Source organism: Acinetobacter amyesii, from assembly GCF_023499985.1.
GTDB classification, from domain to species: domain Bacteria; phylum Pseudomonadota; class Gammaproteobacteria; order Pseudomonadales; family Moraxellaceae; genus Acinetobacter; species Acinetobacter amyesii.
Map to the genome: position 1 here is coordinate 164,492 of NZ_JAMCOU010000039.1, position 24,909 is coordinate 189,400.

General features: G+C 42.2%; 20 protein-coding genes and 1 tRNA gene. 10 read left to right on the top strand and 11 right to left on the bottom strand.

Annotation, left to right across the window (positions count from 1 at the left end):
• Positions 1-155 precede the first annotated feature (155 nt).
• Positions 156-2,696 carry a penicillin-binding protein PBP1a gene (gene ponA, locus M5F03_RS15995; protein WP_180129586.1) on the top strand — a complete coding sequence of 847 codons (2,541 nt, stop codon included), beginning with the start codon at positions 156-158 and terminating at the stop codon, positions 2,694-2,696.
• A gap of 56 nt (positions 2,697-2,752) precedes the next feature.
• Here ponA and M5F03_RS16000 read toward each other — a convergent pair whose 3' ends face one another.
• The 9 genes from M5F03_RS16000 to M5F03_RS16040 all read right to left on the bottom strand — a co-directional run bounded on the left by M5F03_RS16000 (position 2,753) and on the right by M5F03_RS16040 (position 13,228).
• Positions 2,753-3,556 carry a putative RNA methyltransferase gene (locus M5F03_RS16000; protein ID WP_249708924.1) on the bottom strand — a complete coding sequence of 268 codons (804 nt, stop codon included), beginning with the start codon at positions 3,554-3,556 and terminating at the stop codon, positions 2,753-2,755.
• 77 nt (positions 3,557-3,633) lie between these two features.
• Positions 3,634-4,752: a phospho-N-acetylmuramoyl-pentapeptide-transferase gene (gene mraY / locus M5F03_RS16005; RefSeq protein WP_078189386.1), complete on the bottom strand. Its 1,119-nt coding sequence runs from the start codon at positions 4,750-4,752 to the stop codon at positions 3,634-3,636.
• Entirely contained in the window at positions 4,752-6,161 is a 1,410-nt protein-coding gene (locus M5F03_RS16010) for a UDP-N-acetylmuramoyl-tripeptide--D-alanyl-D-alanine ligase (RefSeq protein ID WP_249708874.1), read from the bottom strand. Before M5F03_RS16010 ends, mraY begins: the two co-directional genes overlap by 1 nt.
• A gap of 9 nt (positions 6,162-6,170) precedes the next feature.
• Positions 6,171-7,667: a UDP-N-acetylmuramoyl-L-alanyl-D-glutamate--2,6-diaminopimelate ligase gene (locus M5F03_RS16015; RefSeq protein ID WP_249708876.1), complete on the bottom strand. Its 1,497-nt coding sequence runs from the start codon at positions 7,665-7,667 to the stop codon at positions 6,171-6,173.
• Between the two features lie 10 nt (positions 7,668-7,677).
• The gene (gene ftsI / locus M5F03_RS16020; protein ID WP_078192538.1) at positions 7,678-9,504 is read right to left on the bottom strand and encodes a penicillin-binding protein PBP3; all 1,827 of its coding nucleotides are present in this window, start codon (positions 9,502-9,504) and stop codon (positions 7,678-7,680) included.
• Positions 9,505-9,516: 12 nt separating this feature from the next.
• On the bottom strand, positions 9,517-9,849 hold the full coding sequence (ftsL, locus tag M5F03_RS16025) for a cell division protein FtsL (RefSeq protein ID WP_180106813.1): 333 nt from the start codon (positions 9,847-9,849) through the stop codon (positions 9,517-9,519).
• 10 nt (positions 9,850-9,859) lie between these two features.
• Positions 9,860-10,771, bottom strand: coding sequence for a 16S rRNA (cytosine(1402)-N(4))-methyltransferase RsmH (gene rsmH, locus M5F03_RS16030; RefSeq protein ID WP_180011304.1), 912 nt, complete (start codon positions 10,769-10,771; stop codon positions 9,860-9,862).
• A gap of 185 nt (positions 10,772-10,956) precedes the next feature.
• Positions 10,957-11,973 carry a sulfate ABC transporter substrate-binding protein gene (locus M5F03_RS16035; RefSeq protein WP_078189545.1) on the bottom strand — a complete coding sequence of 339 codons (1,017 nt, stop codon included), beginning with the start codon at positions 11,971-11,973 and terminating at the stop codon, positions 10,957-10,959.
• 247 nt (positions 11,974-12,220) lie between these two features.
• Complete coding sequence (locus tag M5F03_RS16040; RefSeq protein ID WP_249708878.1) at positions 12,221-13,228, bottom strand: sulfate ABC transporter substrate-binding protein; 1,008 nt, start codon at positions 13,226-13,228, stop codon at positions 12,221-12,223.
• A gap of 381 nt (positions 13,229-13,609) precedes the next feature.
• Here M5F03_RS16040 and M5F03_RS16045 point away from each other — a divergent pair, with 381 nt between their 5' ends.
• From M5F03_RS16045 to M5F03_RS16060, 4 genes are all read left to right on the top strand, one after another.
• Positions 13,610-13,903: a hypothetical protein gene (locus tag M5F03_RS16045; RefSeq protein ID WP_078192541.1), complete on the top strand. Its 294-nt coding sequence runs from the start codon at positions 13,610-13,612 to the stop codon at positions 13,901-13,903.
• A 169-nt stretch (positions 13,904-14,072) separates the two neighbouring features.
• Positions 14,073-15,581 carry a glutamate--tRNA ligase gene (gene gltX / locus M5F03_RS16050; RefSeq protein WP_249708880.1) on the top strand — a complete coding sequence of 503 codons (1,509 nt, stop codon included), beginning with the start codon at positions 14,073-14,075 and terminating at the stop codon, positions 15,579-15,581.
• A 91-nt stretch (positions 15,582-15,672) separates the two neighbouring features.
• Positions 15,673-15,748: transfer RNA gene (locus M5F03_RS16055), tRNA-Glu, on the top strand.
• A gap of 154 nt (positions 15,749-15,902) precedes the next feature.
• Positions 15,903-16,244, top strand: a complete 342-nt coding sequence (locus M5F03_RS16060) for a zinc-ribbon domain-containing protein (protein WP_078189395.1) — start codon at positions 15,903-15,905, stop codon at positions 16,242-16,244.
• 25 nt (positions 16,245-16,269) lie between these two features.
• Here the strand turns inward: M5F03_RS16060 and M5F03_RS16065 are convergent, their stop codons facing one another.
• Positions 16,270-17,241 carry a zinc transporter gene (locus M5F03_RS16065; protein WP_249708882.1) on the bottom strand — a complete coding sequence of 324 codons (972 nt, stop codon included), beginning with the start codon at positions 17,239-17,241 and terminating at the stop codon, positions 16,270-16,272.
• Between the two features lie 355 nt (positions 17,242-17,596).
• On the opposite strand from M5F03_RS16065, the gene M5F03_RS16070 reads away from it, so the two are divergent.
• Positions 17,597-18,007, top strand: coding sequence for an SEL1-like repeat protein (locus M5F03_RS16070; RefSeq protein WP_180024277.1), 411 nt, complete (start codon positions 17,597-17,599; stop codon positions 18,005-18,007).
• Positions 18,008-18,071: 64 nt separating this feature from the next.
• Here the strand turns inward: M5F03_RS16070 and ettA are convergent, their stop codons facing one another.
• On the bottom strand, positions 18,072-19,733 hold the full coding sequence (gene ettA, locus M5F03_RS16075; protein WP_078192544.1) for an energy-dependent translational throttle protein EttA: 1,662 nt from the start codon (positions 19,731-19,733) through the stop codon (positions 18,072-18,074).
• A gap of 319 nt (positions 19,734-20,052) precedes the next feature.
• Between ettA and M5F03_RS16080 the strand changes: the two genes are divergently transcribed.
• From M5F03_RS16080 to hisIE, 4 genes are all read left to right on the top strand, one after another.
• On the top strand, positions 20,053-21,330 hold the full coding sequence (locus tag M5F03_RS16080; RefSeq protein WP_180024276.1) for an O-acetylhomoserine aminocarboxypropyltransferase/cysteine synthase family protein: 1,278 nt from the start codon (positions 20,053-20,055) through the stop codon (positions 21,328-21,330).
• A gap of 401 nt (positions 21,331-21,731) precedes the next feature.
• Entirely contained in the window at positions 21,732-22,619 is an 888-nt protein-coding gene (locus M5F03_RS16085) for an SDR family NAD(P)-dependent oxidoreductase (RefSeq protein ID WP_180024275.1), read from the top strand.
• Positions 22,620-22,721: 102 nt separating this feature from the next.
• Positions 22,722-24,023 carry an FAD-dependent oxidoreductase gene (locus M5F03_RS16090; RefSeq protein ID WP_249708885.1) on the top strand — a complete coding sequence of 434 codons (1,302 nt, stop codon included), beginning with the start codon at positions 22,722-22,724 and terminating at the stop codon, positions 24,021-24,023.
• A gap of 96 nt (positions 24,024-24,119) precedes the next feature.
• Positions 24,120-24,902 carry a bifunctional phosphoribosyl-AMP cyclohydrolase/phosphoribosyl-ATP diphosphatase HisIE gene (gene hisIE, locus M5F03_RS16095; RefSeq protein WP_180026546.1) on the top strand — a complete coding sequence of 261 codons (783 nt, stop codon included), beginning with the start codon at positions 24,120-24,122 and terminating at the stop codon, positions 24,900-24,902.
• Positions 24,903-24,909: the final 7 nt, after the last annotated feature.

Here is a 24,909-nt window from a genome sequence, read left to right on the forward strand (position 1 = left end):
CTATTATTTTTTTATCCCCAAAAAAATTAACCCACTAATTAGCATTGGTCTATAATTTTATACAGATACAATAACTCATCTAACAATCCGTATATCGAAAGGATATACTGACCACCAATTAGTTTGCCATTAGCTCTTATTAAAACTTACTTGTTATGAAAAAGCTATCTTGTTCAGGCCTTGTTCATCCATTTTTTTTGGCCATTATTATTGTTTTGGTCGCAATTCCAATGGGTTTCTATGGCATGTATCTCTATATTGCCCCGTCTTTGCCTGAAATGTCCATCTTAAAAAAGGCTCCATTATTAAAACCATTGCAAGTTTATAGTGCTGATAATGAGCTGATTGCAGAATATGGTGGCAAACTTTCGGTTCCTGTAGAGTACGACCAAATCCCGTCTCATTTCATTCATGGCTTTTTAGCTGCGGAAGATTCTTCGTTCTTTGAACACAGCGGAATTAGTTTCAAAGGATTGGGGCGTGCCGTCAGTGAAAGTATTACAGGCTCAGATGTGCAAACGGGTGGTTCAACCATTACCATGCAGGTTGCAAAAAACTATTATCTGACTCCAGAGCGTACTTTAAAACGTAAACTAACCGAAGTTTTCCTTGCTCGAAAAATTGAACAAAATCTAAGTAAGGAAGAAATTTTAACGCTGTATGTTAACAAAATCTTTTTGGGCAAAAATGCATACGGGATCGCAGCAGCTGCAAAAATTTATTATAACAAGAGCTTGCAAGATTTGAGCTTGGCTCAAATGGCAATGATTTCAGGCCTACCCAAAGCACCATCAAAATATAATCCTGTAGCCAATCCAAAACGTGCTTTAGAGCGTCGTAATTGGATTTTAGGACGTATGTTGCAATTGGGTTATATCAATCAATCGGAATATCAAGAAGCAATTGCTGAACCAATTAATCTCGATATGCCTGACCGCGGAGTTAGCAACAAATTCCCCTATGTCGGGGAAATGGTTCGCTCTGAGCTCGTAGAAAAGTTTGGCGAACAAGCGATAGATTCTGGCTATAAAGTCTATACCACCATCAACAGCCAACGCCAAGCCTATGCTGAGCAAGCTGTGCAAGATGGTCTTGAAGCTTACGATAGACGACATGGTTGGCGTGGTGCAGAAGCACATGATGAGCCATTAAAAAACTTTATCCCATATGCTAACACTTATCCTGCCGAAGTCACTAAAGTCAACAACACCAGTATCGAAGTGTTGATGCAAGACGGCAGTAGTGTGACTGTTCCATGGTCAGGTCTGTCTTGGGCACGTCCCTATCGCAATGCCAATAGTGTAGGCAATGCGCCAAGCAAAGCCTCACAAATTGTTAAAGTAAAAGATATTATTCGCCTACGTCCGAATGCTGATAAAAGCTCATGGGCTTTGGTGCAAATTCCAAAAGCGCAAGGTCAATTAATCGCACTCAACCCCAATAATGGTGGCATTGAAGCCATTGTCGGTGGTTATAATTTTTATCAATCTAAATTTAACCGTGCTCTACAAGGCTGGCGTCAGCCGGGTTCAACCATTAAACCCTTTGTTTATGCTTTAGCACTTGAACGTGGCATGACTCCGTATTCCATGGTCAATGACAATCCAATTACGATTGGCAAGTGGACGCCTAAAAACTCTGACGGTCGCTATTTAGGGATGATTCCTCTACGCCGTGCCCTATATTTATCACGTAACACGGTCTCTGTTCGCTTATTACAAGTCGTCGGAATTGAACGTACTCGCCAATTATTTATGGATTTTGGCTTACAAGAAAACCAAATTCCACGTAACTACACCATTGCTTTAGGTACCCCACAGGTATTGCCGATTCAAATGGCGACAGGTTATGCGACATTTGCTAACGGTGGATATCGTATTCAACCGCACTTTATTAGTCGTATTGAAGATGCTTATGGCAAAGTGATTTATCAAGCCAATCCTGAATATGCATGTATTCAATGTATCAATCAAAAGGACGAAGTTGAATCTGCAGATCCGACCACGCCAGATGATGAAGTGATTGAAGTCACTAATCAGGATAATAAACCTGCTGAATCGAAAATTTCCGATACTGAAGCAGCAAACTATAAGCAAGCTCAGCGAATTTTGAAGTCGAGTTCGGCCTTTGATATGGCAAACATCTTGCGTGACGTGATCCAACATGGTACAGGTCGTGCGGCATTAAAAATTGGTCGCGGTGATTTAGGTGGTAAAACCGGTACAACCAATGATGCAAAAGACGCGTGGTTTGCTGGATTTAATGGAAAATTAGTCACTGTGGCTTGGGTCGGTTTTGACCAACCCTCTACCTTAGGTCGTCGTGAATATGGTGGTGTTGCAGCTCTGCCGATTTGGTCAGATTTTATGGCGAAATCACTCAAAGGCACACCTGAAGCTTGGGTGCGTTTAGACACTCATGCCAAAAATCCAATCAATCGCAATTCAGCTAAAGCGACTCAAGGTCAACCTGAACAAGATCGTGCAGCAACGCCGCCGATGGCTCAACCGCTGTATCGTCCTGCTCCTGTTGTACCAAAACCACAGGCTACGCAAAATGATTTTGAAGATCTTCCAGGGGCTGCTGAAACCAATCTTGCACCTACTCGGACTGCGCCACCACCAATGCAGCCTAAACCACAAGGTACAGAGCATAAAACTGACGCACTTGATCATCTCATCGATCAAGTTCAGTAAATAAGCTGCATAAAAAAAGCCCTCAAACGAGGGCTTTTTTTATCACTGCCAATGCATTATTTCTTTTTAAAGAGATAAATTTGATACTGCGCTTGCAACTCAAATTGTTCATTTTTTTCTAGAGCTTCTCGACGCTCAGCTTTCACTTTATAGGCATAAGGCGTCATTGCAATTAAGTTTTTGAGATCCTGCTGAGAAAGTGACATTTTCGCTTGTACCACTTGCTCACTTTCCAATTCAAAATCATTCGCCAGTTGTTCCACAAATTTATGCGGTTCATGTAGTTTTACTTCTTCAAACAGGGCTTCACGCATTGCATAAAGATGCTCTGGCGCAGGTGTAACCACCATCAAGTGCCCCTCAGGCTTTAACACACGAAGGATTTCTTCTTGAGGAATAGGACTAAATAAACTCGTACACAAGTCAATCGAATGATCTAATACAGGTAAGGTTGCCCCTGTCCCAACCACCCAAGTCACCTCTTTATTCAGTTTAGCGGCCACTTGTACTGCATTTTTAGCGATATCGACACCCACACACTGTAATACTTCAGCTTGCATCGCATCGGTGTAATAGCCTTCACCACAGCCAATATCCAATAAGTTTTCAACACGTAACTTTTGAATCAAAGCCACTACTGTCTGTTGCAAAGGTGCATAGTGACCTGCACTTAAAAATGCTCGACGCGCCTGTACAGATTCAGGCGTATCACCCGGGTTTTTACTGTGTTTATGTTGAACCACATGTAAATTGACATAGCCTTGTTTTGCAACATCATAGCTATGATTATTTTCACAGCGCCATGTCCGCTCTGTGAGTTTCAATGCTTCACGGCATACAGGACACATCAACAGGTTCATCATTTACTCCACTATATTTTTGAAATAAAAAAACCGGCATCTGTGGGAGCAAATGCCGGTTTCGTTTATTTATTTGCTTAACGTAATTTTAAAGTCATTAGACCCAAAACTACCAGCATAATTGTGATAATCCAAAAACGAATCACCACCTGAGTTTCACGCCATCCCTTTTTCTCATAGTGATGGTGCAGCGGTGCCATTAAGAATACACGCTTATTCCGCATACGCAGTGAGCCAATTTGCAAGAAAACAGAAATAGCTTCAACCACAAAGACACCGCCCATAATGGCAAAAACGATTTCTTGACGAACCATGACTGCGATCGTACCGAGCATCGCACCTAGAGATAAGGCCCCGACATCACCCATAAACACTTGAGCTGGATGCGCGTTAAACCATAAGAATGCCAAACCAGCACCGATCATTGCCGCACAGATCACGACAAGTTCAGATGCGTATTTCACATAAGGGATATGTAAATAATCGGCAAAACGAACATCACCAGCCAGATAAGCAAACACACCTAAACCAGCGGCAACCAGAACAATTGGCATAATTGCTAGGCCATCTAAACCATCGGTTAAGTTCACAGCATTAGATGCGCCGTTAATCACCAAATAAGTAAAGACAATAAAGCCAATACCGAGTGGAATAATAGACAATGGAATGCTAATTTCTTTAAAGAATGGAATCAGCAGATCCAACATATTTGAGGTATGTACTGGGTTTGCTTGCTGTGTCGCAATCACATAAAGTGCAATACCGGCGCCTAACGATGCCACAGAAGTCCAAAAGAATTTCTTCTTCGCAGGTAGACCGGCATTGTCTTTATAACGGATTTTAATCCAGTCATCGGCCCAGCCAACAGCACCAAAGATCACCATAACGCCAAGTACAATCCATACATAAGGGTTTGAAAGATCGGCCCAAAGTAAGGTTGAAATCCCAATAGACAGTAAAATCAACACACCGCCCATAGTCGGTGTGCCCATTTTTTTGGCATGATTTTCAGGTGCAAATGAACTGACTGCCTGACCATATTTGAGAGCTTGCAATTTGCGGATCATCACAGGTCCAAGCAACAGACCAATGGCCAATGCCGTTAAGACACTGAGTAGCGAACGAAGCGTTAAATAACGAACAACCTGAAACGAGCTGTGATAACCCGCAAGCTGCTCAAATAACCATAACAGCATTAAAGTTTCTCCATCAATTCAGCCATCAAAGTTTCCATGTGGGTATAACGAGAACCTTTAAACAGGAAACTCATGGACTGAGGCTGATGTGTTTTGACTAGACTAATTAATAACGGTAAAGCCTGTTCTTGAGTAAGAAAGGCCTGTAATTTTTTACCATATTGTGTACTGCGCGCGCCTTCTTGCACAGCAGGTGAAAACTCACCGACAGCAACGACAAATTGAAGACCAGAGTGTGAGACAAGATCACGTCCCAACATGTAGTGCTGCTGTGCAGCAGATGAACCTAACTCACCAATATCCCCAATGACCATGACTTTGATGCCATCTTGCTGCGCAAGTACATCAGCAGCAGCACGCATTGAGGTTGGATTTGCATTGTAAGTATCGTCAATAAACAAGTAATCTTTGTGTTGAATAAAGTTTAGACGACCTTTGGCACCAGTTGCATGTTCAAGACCCACAACGATGTCATCTAAACTCACGCCAATCGACAACGCGAAAGCTGCGGCTGCAGTGGCATTTTGCACATTATGTTCACCAGCAAATGGCAGTTGAACAGGACGTGCACCTTGTGGCGTATTTAAGATAAAACGTGAAGATTGAGCCTGAAGCTCCGTCTCAGTCGCAAAGACATCCCCGCCCTGACCAAAACTCATTACTTGCTCAGTTTGCACCGCTTGACGAATGGCATCTGTAAAATCATCTGCCGCAGGAACAATCGAAGTTCCTGTTTTCGCTATATGTGCATAAATTTCAGACTTGGCACGACAAATGCCATCACGCCCACCAAATTCACCCATATGAGCAGTGCCAATATTTAAAATACCGGCAACCTGAGGCTGTACCAAATTTGAGGTGTAATCAATTTCACCCTTATGACTGGCACCAAGCTCCATCACGGCATACTGATGTTCTAGACGCAACTCAAGTAACATCATCGGTACGCCAAGGTCATTATTTAAATTACCGCGCGTAATTAATGTTGGTGCAAGACGAGAAAGGATACTCCCGAGCATCTCTTTGGTTGTGGTTTTACCACTGCTTCCTGTCAAGGCAATCACTTTTAAGGCTGGGTTTTGGGCACGACGAAATGCACCCAAATGTCCAAGCGCCAAACGTGTATCTGCAACCACCAACTGATAAATATCCACATCGACCGGATGACTAACGATGGCAATTTCACAACCCTTTTCAGCCACTTGAGCAAGGAAGTCATGCGCGTCAAAGCGCTCACCTTTCAGGGCAAGAAAAGCGTCACCTTGCTCTGCATGACGTGAATCGGTCAAAATTCGTTTTACAGGACCTGTCGGCGCTTGATTATTATGCCAGTGACCTTGTGTCGCTTGAACCAACTGTTCGGCAGTCCATGGTTCTAATGGAACCGTACTGGTCGTTGAAGTATGCATATCTGTTTCCTATTGCGCTGGATAAGCCGAGTCAGTGTTGTGATGCTGTGAATCAATCGCTGATTTCACTTCCACCACATCATCAAACCAATGTCGAACTCCATCAATTTCTTGATAGTTTTCATGGCCTTTACCAGCAATCACCACAATATCACCCGCTTGCGCATGGTTGACTGCGAATTTAATCGCTTCACGGCGGTCATGGATTTCATGGACAGTTTTTCCAGTGAAATCAATACCAGCCTTCATATCTGCAAAAATTTGTTCTGGGTTTTCAGTACGTGGATTATCTGAGGTAATCAACGCAATATCTGCATGGTTTAATGCCGCTTGTGTCATCAATGGACGCTTACCACGGTCACGATCACCACCACAGCCAAACACCGCCCATAGCTGTTGCGATACATGACGTTTTAAGGTCTGTAACACTTGAATCAAGGCATCTGGTGTATGTGCATAATCCACCACAAACAGGCGTTCATCATCACGGATCACTTGCATACGACCCGGTGCACCTTTTAACTTGGGCGCAGTTGCGATCAAGGCAGATAAGTCAAAACCCGCTTGCTCCGCTGAAATTAAGCTCGCCACAATATTTTCAATATTGAAGTGTCCCAATAATGGACTTTGCACCACAAATTCAGCTTGAGCAGTACGCAATTTAAATTGTGCGCCCGTTAAGCTGTATTGAATATCCGTCACTTGATAATCCGCAGCCTGACGCGTTGAATAAGTCAAAATTTTAGGCTGAGCCGGGTTTTGGCGTGCGGCATTCAGCATCACTTCTGCATGTTCATCATCGAGATTGATGACTGCAACTTTGAGCGATGGAAACTGAAACAAACGTGATTTCGCTTCAGCATAGGCTTCAAGGGTTTTATGATAATCCAAATGGTCACGACTTAAATTGCTATAAGCGGCAATTTCAATTGCACAGCCATTTAATCGACCTTGTTCTAAGCCATGCGAACTTGCCTCAATGGCAGCAAACTCTGCACCCTCAAGCGCATAGGCATGCAATGCATTTTGCATATGTAACGCATCTAAAGTGGTGTGAGAAGAGGCTTCTAAATTCGGTAAAATTCCATTACCAGTGGTTCCCATCACTGCACATTTTTTGCCTTGCAGCATGAGTAATTCAGCGATTAAACGAGAGATCGTGGTTTTACCATTGGTACCCGTCACGGCCAAAATTCGTGCAGCTTGAGCTGGTTGAGTCGCCTGTAAATATTGCTTTTGCCACTGCCCCATCAATTGACGCACATCCGCGATCACGACACTTTGATCCAAGCCCAAATCAGTTTCTGAAATGACAGCCAACGCGCCATTCTCTAACGCTGCACGTGCAAATTGTGCTGTTTTTTCAGGTTGCGAAAACGAAGTCAGGGCAATAAATATTTGCCCTGCTGTAACTTTGCGACTATCCAGATTGAAGCCCTGAAAGGATTGCGACATCCATTCAGCGGGCTGTTCAACGGTGTATAGATCTTGAAACGTAATTTTCATTCATCACCTATTACTGGATCTTAGGAGTGTCTAAAGGTTTATCTAATGGTACGTTCATTAAACGTAAAGATTCTTGCATTACACGAGCGAAAACTGGTGCAGCCACCAGACCACCGTAATACTGACCTGTCGGGTTTTCCACTACAACAATCATGGCCAAACGTGGATCACTCACTGGTGCAACACCGGCAAAGAGTGCTCGATATTCTGAAGTCGAATAGCCTTTACGGTCTGCACGTAATTTATGTGCTGTACCAGTTTTACCCGCCACGCGATAACCCGGAATATTGGCTTGACGTGCCGTACCACCCGGCAAGGTCACTGCTTCCATCATTAAAAGCACTTGATCAGCAATTTTAGGGTCAACCATCTGCTCACCTTTCGGCTTTTCCTCAAGCTTGTACAAGCTCAGTGGCATTTTGACGCCCTTATTGGCAATCATGGCATAAGCATCAGCCAGTTGAAGCACTGTAGCGTTCAAACCATAACCATAAGCCATGGTCGCTACTTCTGACACATTCCATTTACTCTTCGGCAAAATCAGACCAGCACTTTCGCCGGGGAATTTCACCGCTGAACGTTGACCAAAGCCAAGACGTTGATAGAACGTTGGTAATGTTTCATAAGGGAGAGATAAAGCGATTTTTGCCACACCGACGTTAGACGATTTTTGAATAATGCCGCCCAAAGTCAGAGGGCCATAGTTATGCGTATCTCGGATAGTATGATTCCCTACACGCATAGAACCGGGTGTGGTATTTACAACGGTATTTGCCGTGTATTTACCGCTTTCCAATGCCATTGCCACGGTCAATGGCTTCATGGTTGAACCTGGCTCAAAGGAGTCAATCGCACCACGGTTACGCATAGCATCTTTATTTAAGACACCTTTTTTATCATTCGGGTTGTACGACGGCCAAGACGTCATCGCTAAAATTTCACCTGTTTTGACATCCACGGCAATCGCGGTTGCAGAACGTGCGTTATTGGCTACGCCGGCTGCAGTCAACTCACGATACATAATGTATTGCAAACGTGAATCAATACTCAGCGTGATATTTTCACCCGACTCAACCTCTTTCACGATCTCAGGGTCTTTAACGCGGTTGCCTTTTTTATCTCGGACAATTTGCTGCGCACCATCTACGCCTGCAAGACGTTCATTCAATTGCATCTCTAAACCTTCGATGCCCATACCCTCACTATTGGTTAAACCAATAATTTGTGAGTTTGGCTGAGGCTGTGGATAGTAGCGCTTATAGTTTTTCTCGGTATATACCCCCTGAAAGTCACGTTTCATGATCAATTCAGCTTGTTGTGGTGGCACTTCTTTCTTTAAAACTAAATAACGTGAACGTGGACGCTCATTCATTTTGCGTCTCAATTCAGCACGATCCATCCCTACAGCATCAGCGAGTTCATCTAAATTCAGATTTTTATCTGGTAATTGACGTTTTAACTTACGGTTGTTTGGATCTTTAGCCAATTCCGCCGTAATTTCTTCAAAGAGTTTTTTATTGTCAAAATAATCACGTGGATCGATCACGATTTTCATGATCGGAGTACTAATGGCTAAAGGAACGCCGTGACGGTCATAGATTACACCGCGCATGGCTTTTAAGGTTTCAGTTCTTAAAATTTTGGCATTGGCTTTATTTTGTAAAAAGTCTTTATTGATGATTTGTACATAAAAAGCCCGCCCGACCAATGCAATAAAGCACAGTAAAACCACCGCCCACATCAAGTGATAGCGCCACATCTCCACCGAAATGGCTGTACGACCAGTAACAGACTGCTGTTTTTTACGCGGAGTTTGTTTGTTTCTCTTTTCAACCATGTGACCGGCAGCCTATTTTTTCTGTTCTGGAGTTTGTGGCAATGAAATAACAACGGTTTGTGCAATAGGAGGCGAATACATCCGTAATTGGGTAACTGCACGTGTCCCAATTTGGGCTGTTGCACCAAAAGTTTGTTGTTCGATCAGCAAACGCCCCCATTCTGCGTTGAGGTCATCCCTTTCACGCATATAGGTACTCAATTGACGATAATCTTGGCGATATTCAAAGACTTGAAACACCACCATAATCGCACTCACAAAAACCAAGAGCAATAAAATGCTGTATGTAATGATTTTCTTAGACTGCGATTGATCAGAGTTTTTTTCGATTGCTTCGGTTTTCATTCTTTGCCTTTTAAGCTAAACGCTCTGCCACACGAAGCCAAGCACTACGAGATCGTGGATTGGCTTTAACTTCTTCTTCACTTGCTTTAATTCGTGACACTTTTTTTAAGCGGCGGGTATCTTCGCGTTTTTGTGGTAAACCCCAGCCTGTGTCTTCTGCAAGTGTAGATTCTTTTTGAATAAATTGTTTAATTAAACGATCCTCTAAAGAATGGAAACTGATCACTGCCAGAGTGCCTTCAGGTTTCAGCATCTCCACCGCTTGAGGTAAGAAGATATCAATATCGTCGAGTTCTTTGTTAATAGCAATACGAATTGCTTGGAAAGTCCGTGTCGCTGCATGTTTATTTTTTTCCCATTTTGGGTGGGCAACTTTCACAATTTCGGCCAATTGAGCTGTGGTTTCAATATATCCTGCTGCTTTAATTGCTTTGGCAATACGGCGGCTATAACGTTCTTCACCATATTTAAAAATAATATTAGCTAAATCTTCTTCTTCAATATCAACCAACCACTCTGCGGCTGTTGGACCTTGTGAATTGTCCATACGCATATCAAGTGGGCCATCTTTCATAAAACTAAAGCCACGCTCTGCTTGGTCTAGCTGCGGAGATGATACCCCTAAATCCGCCATAATACCGTCGACCAAGTCGATACCTCGACTACGCAGTTCTTCTTTTAAGTCTGCAAAACTAGCGTGAATGATTTTAAAACGCGCATCTTCTTGTTCTAATTCTGCTGCAACAGCCAATGCTTGCGGGTCTTTATCAAAGGCATAAACACGTGCGTTCTCATCTAATTTAGACAGTAATAAACGCGTATGACCACCACGCCCAAATGTGCCATCTACGAAAATTCCTGTATTGCGATCTGCCAGTAAAGCATCAACAGTTTCATGAAGTAATACAGAAATATGCGACATAAGGGTTCGTTCAACACAGCTAAAAATGTAACTGCACATTATTACCTTGTTTTAGCAAAGCTCCAAACGTCTTTTTGTACAGAAATATTACTTTCCATAGAGAAAACCGTTTTTATTTTTTGCCATCCATTAAAAAACCTCCCGAAGGAGGTCTTTGTACATCTCAAATCCTAGATTTCGATGTATTAGCGCTTGTTATTATAGATCTGATCGAAGATCGCACCATTCACAAAATGTGTTTGTTGAGCTTTTGCCCAACCACCAAACACTTCATCAATGGTAAAGGTTTTTAATGGCGGGAACTGTGATTTATATTTTGCTAAAACTGCTGCATTACGTGGACGATAGAAATGACGAGCAGCCATCTCTTGACCTAATGGAGAATAAAGATAATTGATATAGCCTTGAGCTAACCATTTATTACCATTCTTATCGACAGTTTTGTCTACGATTGCCACTGAAGGCTCAGTCAAAATCGACATCGATGGATATACGATATCAAATTTGTTTTTACCCAAAGTTTTTTGCGTAACTAAAGCTTCGTTTTCCCAAGTCAATAACACATCACCAATACCACGTTCTGCAAATGTAGTCATCGATGCACGTGCCGCAGAGTCCATTACTTTTACGTTATGGTACATCTTACCCACGAAATCTTTGGCTTTCGCTTCATTACCACCCGGCTGTTTCAAAGCATAACCCCAAGCTGACAAGTAAACCCAACGTGGGAGACCGCCAGTTTTCGGGTTTGGGGTAATAATTTGTACGCCCGGTTTGGTTAAATCAGACCAATCTTTAATATGTTTCGGGTTGCCCTTACGCACCATGAAGACAATCGTTGACGTATATGGCGCTGAGTTATGTGGAAACTCTTTTTGCCAGCCCGGCTGAATCTGTCCAGACTTCACAATTTCTTCGATGTCATTGGCCAAAGCCAAAGTCACGACATCACCTTTTAAACCGTCAACCACAGAACGGGCTTGTTTACCTGAACCACCATGTGATTGTTTAAATGCAACCGTTTTACCCGTACGCTCTTTCCAATATGCACCAAATGACTTATTAAATTCGTCATAAAATTCACGCGTTGCATCATAAGAAACGTTTAAAAATTCACGATCAGCGGCCTGAGCAGACGCAGAGAAAGCAACACCAGTGGCAAGCAACGCAGCACTGAGCCACGCCTTAAATTGAGTTTTCATAACAGCCAGCATAAAGTTATATTCAATACTGCTAAATATATGAAATAAAGTCATAAATCGCAATTGCAGCAAGTTTAGACGTCTTGCTGAATACAGCTAACGTAGCGAATTTAATTGTTTGTTTTTCATATTAAAATACACAAAACAATCTACTTATTCCCTATATATAGATTTTTATGCATTACATATGCAAAAAACGGATAATATAAATCATCCGTTTTTACTCCACTCAACTTTATTTACAGACTTACTCTTTATTCTTTTCACTATAGATTTGATCAAAAATCGCACCATTCACAAAATGTGTTTTTTGCGCTTTTGCCCAACCGCCAAACACTTTATCAATGGTAAAGGTTTGAACTTTCGGGAATTGGGCAGCGTACTTTGCAGTGGCTTTTGCATCGCGAGGGCGGAAGAAATATTTGCCTGCCAGCTCTTGGCCCTTAGGTGAATATAGGTAGTTCAAATAACCCTTCGCTAAATTTCGATTACCATTTTTATCGACGGTTTTATCTACCACAGCCACCGAAGGTTCAGCTAAAATCGAAATAGAAGGATAAACAATGTCATATTTATCTTTGCCTAGGCCCTGAGTCGCTAATAGTGCCTCATTTTCCCAAGACAATAAGACATCTCCAATGCCACGCTCAGCAAAGGTCGTGAGCGAACCACGTGCACCAGAATCCAATACTTTGACATTGCTATAGAGTTTTTTCACCAATTCTTTGGCTTTGGCCTCATTTCCACCCGGTTGTTTTAAAGCATATCCCCAAGCTGATAAATAGATCCAACGCGGTGCCCCACCTGTTTTTGGATTTGGCGTAATAATTTCAACACCCGGTTTGATCAGGTCATTCCAATCTTTAATTTTTTTCGGGTTGCCCTTACGCACCAAAAATACGATGGTTGAGGTATACGGAGCAGAATTATGTGGAAATTGTTTTTGCCAATTTTTATTGATTTGTCCGGTCGCCACAATTTCATCAATATCATTTGCCAATGCCAAAGTGACAACGTCTGCTTGTAAACCCGTTGCTACTGCACGAGCTTGTTTGCCAGAGCCACCGTGAGATTGTTTAAAATTAATCTCTTGTCCTGTACGTTTTTTCCAATATTGTCCAAATTCTTGGTTATATTCCTGATAAAACTCACGTGTTGGATCATATGAGACATTTAAGAAATCTTTTGCGGCATACACCTGTACCGCCACCCCACCCAACAATGCGAAAATGCCCGATGCTATTATTTTTTTCATCTGCTCAAACTCAAATTGATCTTGAGAGCACTATATAAATCAAAAATAACTTTAACAATCAGCTATCTATAATATAAATTCAAATCTATTTCTGTTTTAAAGATATCTAAAAATAACGTATTTAAAGCTTTAATTCTGCTAATGCAGCAACAATCAGAAGCGATCTCCATGCTATCTTCATAGTTGTTTGCTAAAACATCCGAAAATCTGGAGAAAACAGTCTATTTAGGTAATCCCAGTACAGACTTTTTTAGTTTTTTTGTAAAAATTGTGACGTAGTTCTACTTTTTAATTACGAAAGATGGTTAAATCGTAGTCTAAATATTAAAACTATTTTGCAAATAAAAAGTTCCATCACCAAAACTAGGGGGAGATTTGGACATGAAATTTTCATACGCATTATGCCTAGGCTTAAGTTTAAGCGTTACTGCACAGACTGGTTTTTGTGCTGCAACCAGCACCGCATCGAATAACAAACTTACGATGCCTGCTGAACGTACCTCATTGATCGAAAAAGCGATTAATCAGCAAAAATCTGAAGGTAAAGGCCGTACAGACGATAATTTAAAAGTACTTACGTCTATTAAAGCTGCACCGACTCAAAGTTTCTTTGCATCACAAAACCAAAGTTTTTCTCGTTTTGTTCAAGCCATTTTTTCTGGTAGCAACTCATAACGACATCAGCATACTGATGCTGTCCAAGCTATTGTTTTAGACGAGTTCCCCTACTGTCGTCTAAAAAATACTAAAAAACGCCTGATCATTCAATGTTGAATTAAGCATTAAGTGATCAGGCTTTTTCGTTATAATAGATCCCAATTTACATTCTGATTAAAAGCTGATTATGACTGTTCGTACTCGTATCGCACCTTCTCCTACTGGTTTCCCGCATGTTGGGACTGCTTATATTGCATTGTTTAACTTATGTTTTGCGAAGCAACATGGCGGTGAATTTATTCTTCGTATTGAAGATACAGACCAACTGCGCTCTACCCCAGAATCTGAGAAAATGATTTTAGATTCATTGCGTTGGTTAGGTTTGAACTGGTCAGAAGGTCCAGATGTGGGTGGCCCTCATGCGCCATACCGTCAATCTGAACGTATGGACATTTATAAACAATATGCTTTGGAACTGGTTGAAAAAGGCCATGCATTCTACTGCTTCGCAACAGCAGAAGAACTCGATCAAATGCGTGCGGAACAACAAGCGCGTGGTGAATCACCGCGTTATGACGGTCGTGGCTTAAAACACACTCCAGAAGAAGTTGCACAGCGTTTGGCTGCTGGTGAACCGCATGTCATTCGTATGAAAGTGCCTGAAGAAGGGATTTGTAAATTTAACGACTTACTACGTGGTGAAGTCGAAATTCCTTGGGCGCAAGTCGACATGCAAATTCTACTGAAAACCGATGGTTTACCGACGTATCACTTGGCAAACGTGGTTGATGACCATTTAATGGAAATCACTCACGTGATTCGTGGTGAAGAATGGATTCCATCTGCGCCTAAACACCAATTGTTGTACAAATATTTTGGTTGGGACATGCCAGTGCTATGCCACATGCCGCTGTTACGTAACCCAGATAAATCAAAACTGTCTAAACGTAAAAACCCAACGTCAATTAACTACTACAAAGACATCGGCGTTTTACCTGAAGCATTATTGAACTACTTAGGCCGTATGGGCTGGTCAATGCCGGATGAAAGTGAAAAATTCACTTTGGCTGAAATGATTGAAAACTTTGACATTCAACGTGTATCACTAGGCGGTCCAATCTTTGATGTTGAAAAGCTAAACTGGTTAAATGGTCAATGGATTAAAGGTTTAACACCGGGTCAATTGCTCGATACCCTACTGGCTTGGAAATCAGATCGTAATACCTTGGAAGAAATTGCTGCTGCGATTCAACCGCGTATTAATTTATTATCTGAAGCTGTGAATTGGGCAGGTTTTTATTTCAACCAATTCCCAACACTCAGCAAAGAACAGTTTGAAAGCAAAAAATTGACTGAAGAACAAGTGCGTCAAAGCCTTCAATTTGCCATTTGGCGTCTAGAAAGCATGTTCACTTGGAACAATGACACCGTCAGCCAAACGCTTATGGATTTGGCGAACCAAATGGACATTAAACTTCGTGACTTCATGCCAACCTTCTTTATTGCTATTGCAGGTTCAACATCTTCGACACCGGTTATGCAATCGATGGTAACCATTGGTCCTGATTTAACCTTTGCTCGCTTACGTCATGCACTTGAAATTGTGGGCGGCCCGAGTAAAAAAGAAACAAAAGCATGGGAAAAACTCAATGAAAGCTTAAAACTGCCGAAAAATGATGCAGTTGATGAAGCTTAATTGATTTTTTAGTTGACGGATGGGCGTTATCCCCCTAATATAGCGCCCATACCGAGAGATGGTGTCAACCAACTCTAAGTTGCCTCAAATTGTCCCTATCGTCTAGAGGCCTAGGACATCGCCCTTTCACGGCGGTAACCGGGGTTCGAATCCCCGTAGGGACGCCATATTCAAGGTGATGCAAATCATCTTATAAAAAACCCAAGCATTATGACTTGGGTTTTTTATTGCCTAAATTTTATCTAATTTAAATTTACGGTATTTTTGCTTTCTGCGTCATTCTGATTAAAATAAACCATAGATTAAAATTATGGAGTTGCAATGCAATACCGTTGCCCAAAATGTCAAAGCCCTAAAATTATGCCCCTTGCGCAAGCAGGTCAGCCTGTTGCTCGTCCTGTCGTGCCTAAAAGCCTGATTATCCTCATCCCTGCGGTATTTATTCTTTTACTGTTGGTGATTATCAGCATCGCAATGTGGATTTTTGGTGACGGTGCAGGTACTACATTACAAACTGCGACTGTTGTTGTATTTATTGCTTGCTTGATTGCTGGCTTCATGTTCTATCGCGACCTGCCAGATTTCAAAATTTCAATGCAAGGTTTTATGCAATCACAGAAAAAATGGAAATGCCGCGAATGTAATCATGAATGGGAAATCTAAGCCGGCCATTTAAATTACATCAGCATTAGTGCTGATGTGATTCATCATGTGAATGCGCGTGATCATCTTGATGATGCCCATGTGCATGATCAGACTTTTGGGTATGTTGGTGTACCACACATTCATCTTCTTCGATTTGTAATGTCATCTCCGTGATTCCATGTTCATGTTGCAACATTTCAATCGCCTCAAAATACAAGGCATTACGATCGGCTTCTGGTGCAAAGAGATGAACTGTCAAATGCACATTCTTTGATGTTATTGCCCAGACCTTTAACTGGTGAATACTCTCTACCCCATTGAGTGCCAATAAATCATTGCGTAACTTTTCTATGTCAATTTCTTCAGGCACGCCTTCTAATAAAATATTGATACTTTGTTTGAGTAAAATCCAAGTCCTTGGTAAAACCCAAAAGCCAATGAGCACTGCAATTAGTGTATCGACCCACATCCAGCCCGTAAAATAAATAATCGCTGCACCAATAATTACACCAACCGAACCTAGGGCATCACTCAACACTTCTAGATACGCCCCCTTCACATTCAAGCTTTCTTGTGAACTGGAAAATAAAATACGCATCGAGATTAAGTTAATGATCAAACCAATAACGGCGACAATCATCATGCCCATACTTTGAATTTCCGGCGGCGTTGAAAAGCGCTGATAGGCCTCATACAAGATATATATTGCAACTACAAATAACATCAAGGCATTAAACAAGGCAGCTAAAATCTCAAAACGCTGATAGCCAAAGGTGCGTTTGTTGTCAGCAGGAAGCTTGCCAATTTTGATCGCGACCAATGCTATGGCAAGGGCTGCAGCATCGGTGAACATATGTGCCGCATCTGACAATAGCGCCAAACTTTGTGTCACAAATCCAGCAATGACTTCAATAATCAAAAACGTCGTGGTCAGTGCTAAGGCAAAACTTAATTTTTTGACATTCCCTTCCGTCACAACGGCATGGCTGTGGTCATGCCCATGATGCTCACTCATTATTTTCTGACCTTTATAAATTATATGTTCTTAAGTCTTGAAGCTTAACAGGTGCAGTAAACGTAATAAAATTACATGATTCAACCTTCAGTACTACGTTTTACCTTCAAACTTTAAAACTACTTTTTTCAGCATCTACTTTCAATTTATTAAAAATAATTTTTCGCGATCTAGATGACTGAAATTACTTATAAATATTTTTCAATACCTATTCACATATCATGACAAGCATGCTAATTTTCATCTTAAGTGTGATCTGTTTAAAACAATTAAATCATTCATCGCAGCGCACGAATGACTGCAATTAATATTTTTATTAATCAAGTGGTTATATTTAGAAACAAGGAGTTTAACAATGATGATACAAGCTCTGAAAAAAATCTATGCACTGTTGTCACAACAGATGAATCCAAAGTTGCAAGGAATGCATCTTTCGATTCCAGAAGCCGAAGGTGATTACGCCCAAGGGACTTATTTTGAAATTCTTGCGGCTCAACACCATCAAGACTTTCTCAGTCACCATACTATGGATTCAGCAGACCAATCCCCTACTGACTATCGCAATGCCATGTGGAATTTCTTAAGTGCCGCATTAAAAGGTCATAAAGATGCCCAATATCGCTTAGGTCTCGGTTATTTACGTGGTGAACTCGGCTTAGACCGCAATTATGAACTTGCAGAGCTTTGGCTCAGTAAAGCAGCTGCACAAGGCCATGAACAAGCAGACTACGTCTTACATCATGCCTATGAAGACATTGTCGTATAGTCATTGCATCCTAAGTAATAAAAAACCAGCCCGCAGGCTGGTTTTTTTATTTTAAAACTGGAACTTAGTTGCCAATTTTGCGGTATTTTTGACGCTTTGCAACAAGGTCATCACCATCACGTTTACGACGGTATTCTTCAAATTCATGGTAGTTACCCGTGAAGAATTCAGGGGTTTCACCTTCAAATGACAAGATGTGCGTTGCAATACGGTCGAGGAACCAACGGTCATGCGAGATCACCATGACTGTACCTGGGAATACTAAAATGGCATCTTCAAGCGCACGTAAAGTTTCGATATCCAAGTCGTTTGACGGTTCATCGAGTAAGATGACGTTTGCGCCCATTTGCAGGATTTTCGCAAGTTGTAAACGGTTACGTTCACCACCTGACAATTGACCTACACGTTTTTGCTGATCTTGACCTTTGAAGTTAAAGCGACCGATATACGCACGAGATGCGATTTCGTATTCACCAATTTTCAAGATATCTAAACCGCCAGAAACTTCTTCCCAAACAGTTTTGTTGTCATCTAAGGTGTCACGAATCTGACCAACATAAGCCACTTTAACAGACTCACCCAGTGTAATTGTACCTGTATCTGGTTGTTGTTCGCCTGTCATCATACGGAATAATGTGGTTTTACCCGCACCGTTTTCGCCCACGATACCTACAATTGCAGCAGGTGGTACAACGAACGATAAATCTTTATAAAGTGTACGGTCACCAAAGGATTTACTAATACCTTCAACTTCTACAACTTTATTACCTAGACGTGGACCAGGTGGAATATAGATTTCAGATGTTTCGTTACGCTGTTGGAATTCGCGTGAGTTAAGCTCTTCAAAACGCTCCATACGCGCTTTGTTTTTCTTTTGCTGACCTTTAGCATTTGAACGAACCCATTCAAGTTCTTTTTTCAATGCTTTAGCAAAAGATTCTTCTTGCTTCTGTTCTTGCTCTAAACGGGCATTTTTCTGCTCTAACCAAGAAGAGTAGTTGCCTTGGTATGGAATACCCATGCCGCGGTCAAGCTCAAGAATCCACTCTGCCACATTATCCAAGAAGTAACGGTCATGGGTAATCGCAACGATCGTACCAGGGAAGTCTTTCAAGAAACGTTCCAACCATGATACTGATGAAGCATCCAAATGGTTCGTTGGTTCATCTAGAAGTAACATGTCTGGTTTAGACAATAACAAACGGCAAAGTGCAACACGACGGCGCTCACCACCAGACAACTTAGATACATCTGCATCCCAAGCTGGAAGGTTCAACGCTGCAGCAGCCTGATCCATTTGGTTCACAATATTATGTGCATCCCATGAATGGATAATGGCTTCTAACTTCTCTTGTTCTTTTGCAAGTGCATCAAAGTCAGCATCTTCTGCTGCATATTCTGCAAACACTTCATCAAGACGCGCCAAAGCATCTAACGGCTCACGTAAACCGTCTTCAACGTTACCACGAACGTCTTTGCTTTCATCCAATGGCGGCTCTTGTTCAAGGTAACCAATTTTGATACCCGGTTGAGCACGTGCTTCACCTGAGAAATCTTTATCTACGCCCGCCATAATACGAAGCAAGGTAGATTTACCTGCACCGTTTAGACCAAGCACACCAATTTTTGCGCCTGGGAAAAATGATAAAGAGATGTCTTTCAGGATTTCGCGCTTAGGCGGAACCATCTTCGACACACGGTTCATCGTGTAAATATATTGGGCCACTTAGGACTCCTCAATAGTCAAAACATATACGGAACAACACAAAGTTGCCCCTGCTCAATTGAGCGAAAAAATAATCGGCTATTATACGCATAAAGTCGTGAAAAAATAAGGTTTCGCACACGCCTTCAATGCATTGTTACAAGTTTAATGGCGAACAAAATTTAAACATGCGTTTTTAAGCATAATTTCGCTCATCTTTAGCTGAAAATTTTTCAACAATATGAATAATTATGATATTAATTTTATAAATAAAGCACTTTTATTCATATATATAAGTGATAGACTGTTTAAAAAATTAGCTCACTTAGATGATGTAATCATGACATATAAAGACGAAACTTTAGCAATTCACGCGGGGTATACCCCGGAGCCAACCACCAAAGCGGTTGCGGTGCCGATTTATCAAACCACCTCATATTCCTTTGATAACACACAGCATGGTGCTGATTTATTTGACTTAAAAGTTCAGGGTAATATTTATACCCGCATTATGAATCCAACCACGGCGGTACTTGAACAGCGTGTTGCAGCACTCGAAGGCGGTATAGGCGCTTTGGCCTTAGCCTCTGGTATGGCGGCCATTACATATGCGATTCAAACCATTGCTGAAGCAGGCGACAATATCGCTTCAGTTTCGACCCTGTACGGCGGCACATATAACCTGTTTGCCCACACCCTGCCGAAACAAGGCATTGAAGTTCGCTTCTTTGATTATCAAAACCCCGAAGCACTGCGTAGCCTCATCGATGACAAAACCAAGTTGGTCTTTGTCGAATCTATTGGTAACCCATTGGGCAATATTATTGACCTCGAAGCAATTTCGAAAATTGCGCATGAATTTGGCATACCTGTAGTCGTAGACAATACTGTTGCCACACCTGTTCTGCAAAAATCATTTGAATTTGGTGCCGACATCGTGGTGCACTCACTCACAAAATATATTGGCGGTCATGGTAATTCGATCGGTGGCATCATCGTCGATAGCGGCAAATTTCCTTGGGGCAAATACCCTGAACGCTTTAAATCACTCAACACCCCTGATCCAAGCTACCACGGGGTCAATTATGTCGAAGCTTTAGGTGACGCAGCCTACATTGCCCGTGCGCGCGTGGTCCCACTGCGTAATACAGGCGCTGCGATCAGCCCGCACAATGTGTTTTTGATCTTACAAGGTTTGGAAACCTTAAGCCTGCGCATGGAACGTCATACTGAAAATGCGCAAAAAGTGGCTGAATATTTACAAGCGCATCCAAAAGTAAAATGGGTCAACTACGCTGGCCTAAAAGACCATCCTCAGCATGCTTTGGCGCAAAAATATGTCAAAGGCAAACCATCTGCGATTCTTTCATTTGGAGTTCAAGATGGCCTTGCAGGCGGCACGCGTTTCATCGATGCGTTGCAGTTATTTACTCGCCTTGTGAATATTGGTGATGCCAAAAGTTTAGCTTGCCATCCTGCGACCACGACACATCGCCAGCTCAATGAAGATGAACTCAAAGCAGCCGGTGTCAGCGTTGATATGGTTCGTTTATCGATTGGGATCGAGCATGCAGATGACTTGATTGCCGACTTAGAGCAAGCCTTAGCTGCTGTTTAAACCACAAGTGCACAATCCACAGGCCTTATTTTTAAGGCCTGTTTTTATTTCCATTTCATTTAAATAACCACCCCCACATAATCCGCCTTCCAATTTTGGGCATCTATGGCCCTGCTTCTATATTTATTTACAATTTTATTTATCTTGAAAATCGACTTTTTTTACGTTGCAACGATGTCGATAAAAGCACTTCTCTTTCACATATTTATGTGTTAAAAATTGAGTAAATAGGGATTTTAATTTAGAGTAAAAACTCTAAATATTATTTTATTATCAATTACTTATCATATGGCTTTTTTGAAATAAAACGCTATCATACCGCTGACTTAAAACAGCCCTGCACTAGCGTTGTCGGGCCGATAAATGAATACAATAAAACTGATTTAACAGGGAACCTCATCGTGAATTCAAGACTTGAGAAACGTTTCGTTGACCGTGTCAACGGTAAGACTATTTTAATCACCGGTGCATCGAGTGGTATTGGCTTAACCACAGCGCATCGCCTTGCCAATGCAGGCGCACATGTTCTACTGGTTGCACGTACCAAAGAAACTCTTGATGCCGTAAAAGCTGAAATTGAAGCCACTGGCGGTAAAGCCGATGTTTTCCCATGTGACCTCAATGATATGGAATCCATTGATGCTGTGGCACAACAAATCCTCGCTTCCGTCGATCATATTGATATCTTAATTAATAACGCTGGCCGTTCTATTCGTCGTGCCGTGCATGAATCAACCGATCGTTTCCATGATTTTGAACGCACCATGCAGCTGAACTATTTTGGCGCGGTACGTTTGGTGATGAACCTGTTGCCTAAAATGATGATTCGTCGTGAAGGTCATATCATCAACATCAGTTCGATTGGTGTATTGGCCAATGCAACACGCTTCTCTGCATATGTTGCATCTAAAGCCGCATTAGATGCTTTCAGCCGTTGCCTAAGTGCTGAAGTTCACTCGCATAATATTGCCATCACGTCGGTCTACATGCCATTGGTGCGCACGCCAATGATCGCCCCAACCAAAATTTATAAATATGTTCCAACGCTTTCTCCAGAACAAGCAACTGACCTGATTGCCTATGCCATCGTGAAACGTCCGAAGAAAGTGGCGACCAATTTGGGCCGTTTGGCTTCAATCACCTATTCCATCGCTCCTGACATTAATAACAAACTCATGTCGATTGGTTATAACTTGTTCCCAAGCTCTTCAGCGTCTATTGGTAAGCAAGAAAAACTCAATTGGGTACAAAAAGCATATGCTCGCCTATTCCCTGGTGAACACTGGTAAGACCTGACTCACCCTTTAAAAAGCCCTTATGAGGGCTTTTTTATTGGGTTTTATACGACAACTTTGCTACATTGGGCTGAGATAAAATCAACTTTTATAACAATGAAAACTCAAAATATTGCCATCATCGGTGCAGGTACAGCAGGATTAGCCGCTGCAGCAATGCTTGCTGCTCAAGGCCATCAAATCTGCTTATATGAAAAAGTCTCACAACTTGAACCTGTGGGCGCAGGATTATTATTACAACCCGCCGGGCTTGCGGTTTTCGAACATTTAGGCATTTTGGAACATGCCTTAAGCCTAGGTGCTGTGGTAACAGGTCTGGAAGGTCAACTGGCTGGCGGCGACTTGCTGATTAACAGTCATTATCGACAAGCCGATGAACGTTCATATGGACTCGGCATTCACCGTGCCACGCTCTGTCATGTCCTCGCATCCAAAGTCGGTGAATATCCTCAACACGTTGAGTGGTGTATGGCGCATGAAGTGCATGAACTTCAAGAATCCAGTGAGGGTATAAACGTAATTGGGCAGTCCGCAGATCAATCTTTTCAACGTCAGTTTGATCTCGTGCTGATCGCCAATGGTGCACGCAGCCATTTACGTCCTAAAGCGTGGGAAAAGCTCAACCAAGCCTATCCTTGGGGGGCGAAGTGGATCATCGTGCCTGAATGCGAAGTACTCAATCCGCAGATCTTGCATCAGTTCTATGACCGTTCCAATATCATGATGGGTGTGATGCCAACGGGAGCAATTCCAACACAGCCTGAACAGCGCCTTTCGAGCATTTTCTGGAGTCTACCTACAGAAGATTTAGAGGGATTCTTAAAAACAAAGAACGCACAGCAGCAATGGTTGCTTGAAGTTTCAAAACGCTGGCCGAGTGTTGCAGAATGGTTAGCGCATGTGATTCCACATCCAGATGATCCGCAGCAATGGCTATCTGCCAATTATCGTGATGTGGTGCTGAGCAAACTTGGTGAAGGTCGCATCGGCATATTAGGCGATGCTGCTCATGCCATGAGTCCACAGCTTGGACAAGGCGCCAATATGGCTTTGCTCGATGCATGGGCCATCAGTCAAGCTCTGCTTCAATATCAACAGGACTCCTCACTGCAAAACCTCTGGCAGGAGTATCATCAACTGCGGTTGTCCTCCGTGCGATTTTACCAATTTTTTAGTCGCTTGCTGACTCCTTTTTATCAATCACATCATCGCTGGACAGCGCCGCTCCGTGATTTTTCATTTCGTGCTATGTATCAGCTGCCGTTTTTCCGCAAAGAAATGGCGATTACGATTTCCGGCTTAAAAACGGGTGCATTTGGGCAAATGAATTATGCTGACATTGCCCGAAAGCCTGCAGATGATTCTGCAGCGGAACTGCGCAATTTAAAATTTGATTAAGAATTAACTCCCCATCATTCTCTTGATGGCTTACACTATAGTGCTGCTCAAATGCTGCGGCATTTATTTTTTGATTTTTGAATTGGTGAAATCCTCATGAACAACCTGCAATGGCTCGATGAAGTAAAATTTAACGAACAAGGCTTAGTGCCTGCTATTGCACAGCATCATCAAAGCGGGCGCGTATTGATGGTGGCATGGATGAACCGTGAAGCGTTGGCGCAAACTGCAGAAAAAAATCAGGCGGTGTACTTTTCACGTTCACGCAATAAGCTATGGCACAAAGGTGAAGAATCTGGCCATTTCCAAACCGTACATGAAATCCGTTTGGACTGTGATGCTGACGTGATTGTGCTACAAATTGAACAGCATGGCGGCATTGCCTGCCATACCGGCCGTGAGTCATGCTTCTACCGCAAGCTTACTGCCAATGGCTGGGAAATTGTCGATGCGCAATTGAAAGATCCTGCTGCAATTTATGGTGTAAAATCAGCAAATCCGCATACCCTTGCGATGAATGCATCCAATGCGCAATCTGAGCAAGTCGAAGTACTCGACTACTTAGGTAAAATGATGGCTGAACGCAAACAAGCTGATCCTGAGTCCTCTTATGTGGCAAAGCTTTACCATAAAGGCCTCAACAAAATTTTAGAAAAAATCGGTGAAGAAAGTGTTGAAACCATCATTGCCGCTAAAGATTTTAAAATCGAAGCCAATGAAGACAACAAAAACGATCTGATTTACGAAGTAGCAGACCTTTGGTTCCATACCATTGTGATGTTGGGTTATTTCGATATTGATCCTCAATTGGTACTTAACGAACTCGCTCGTCGTCAAGGCCTTTCCGGTTTGGTTGAAAAAGCCAACCGTCAGCACTAAGACGCAA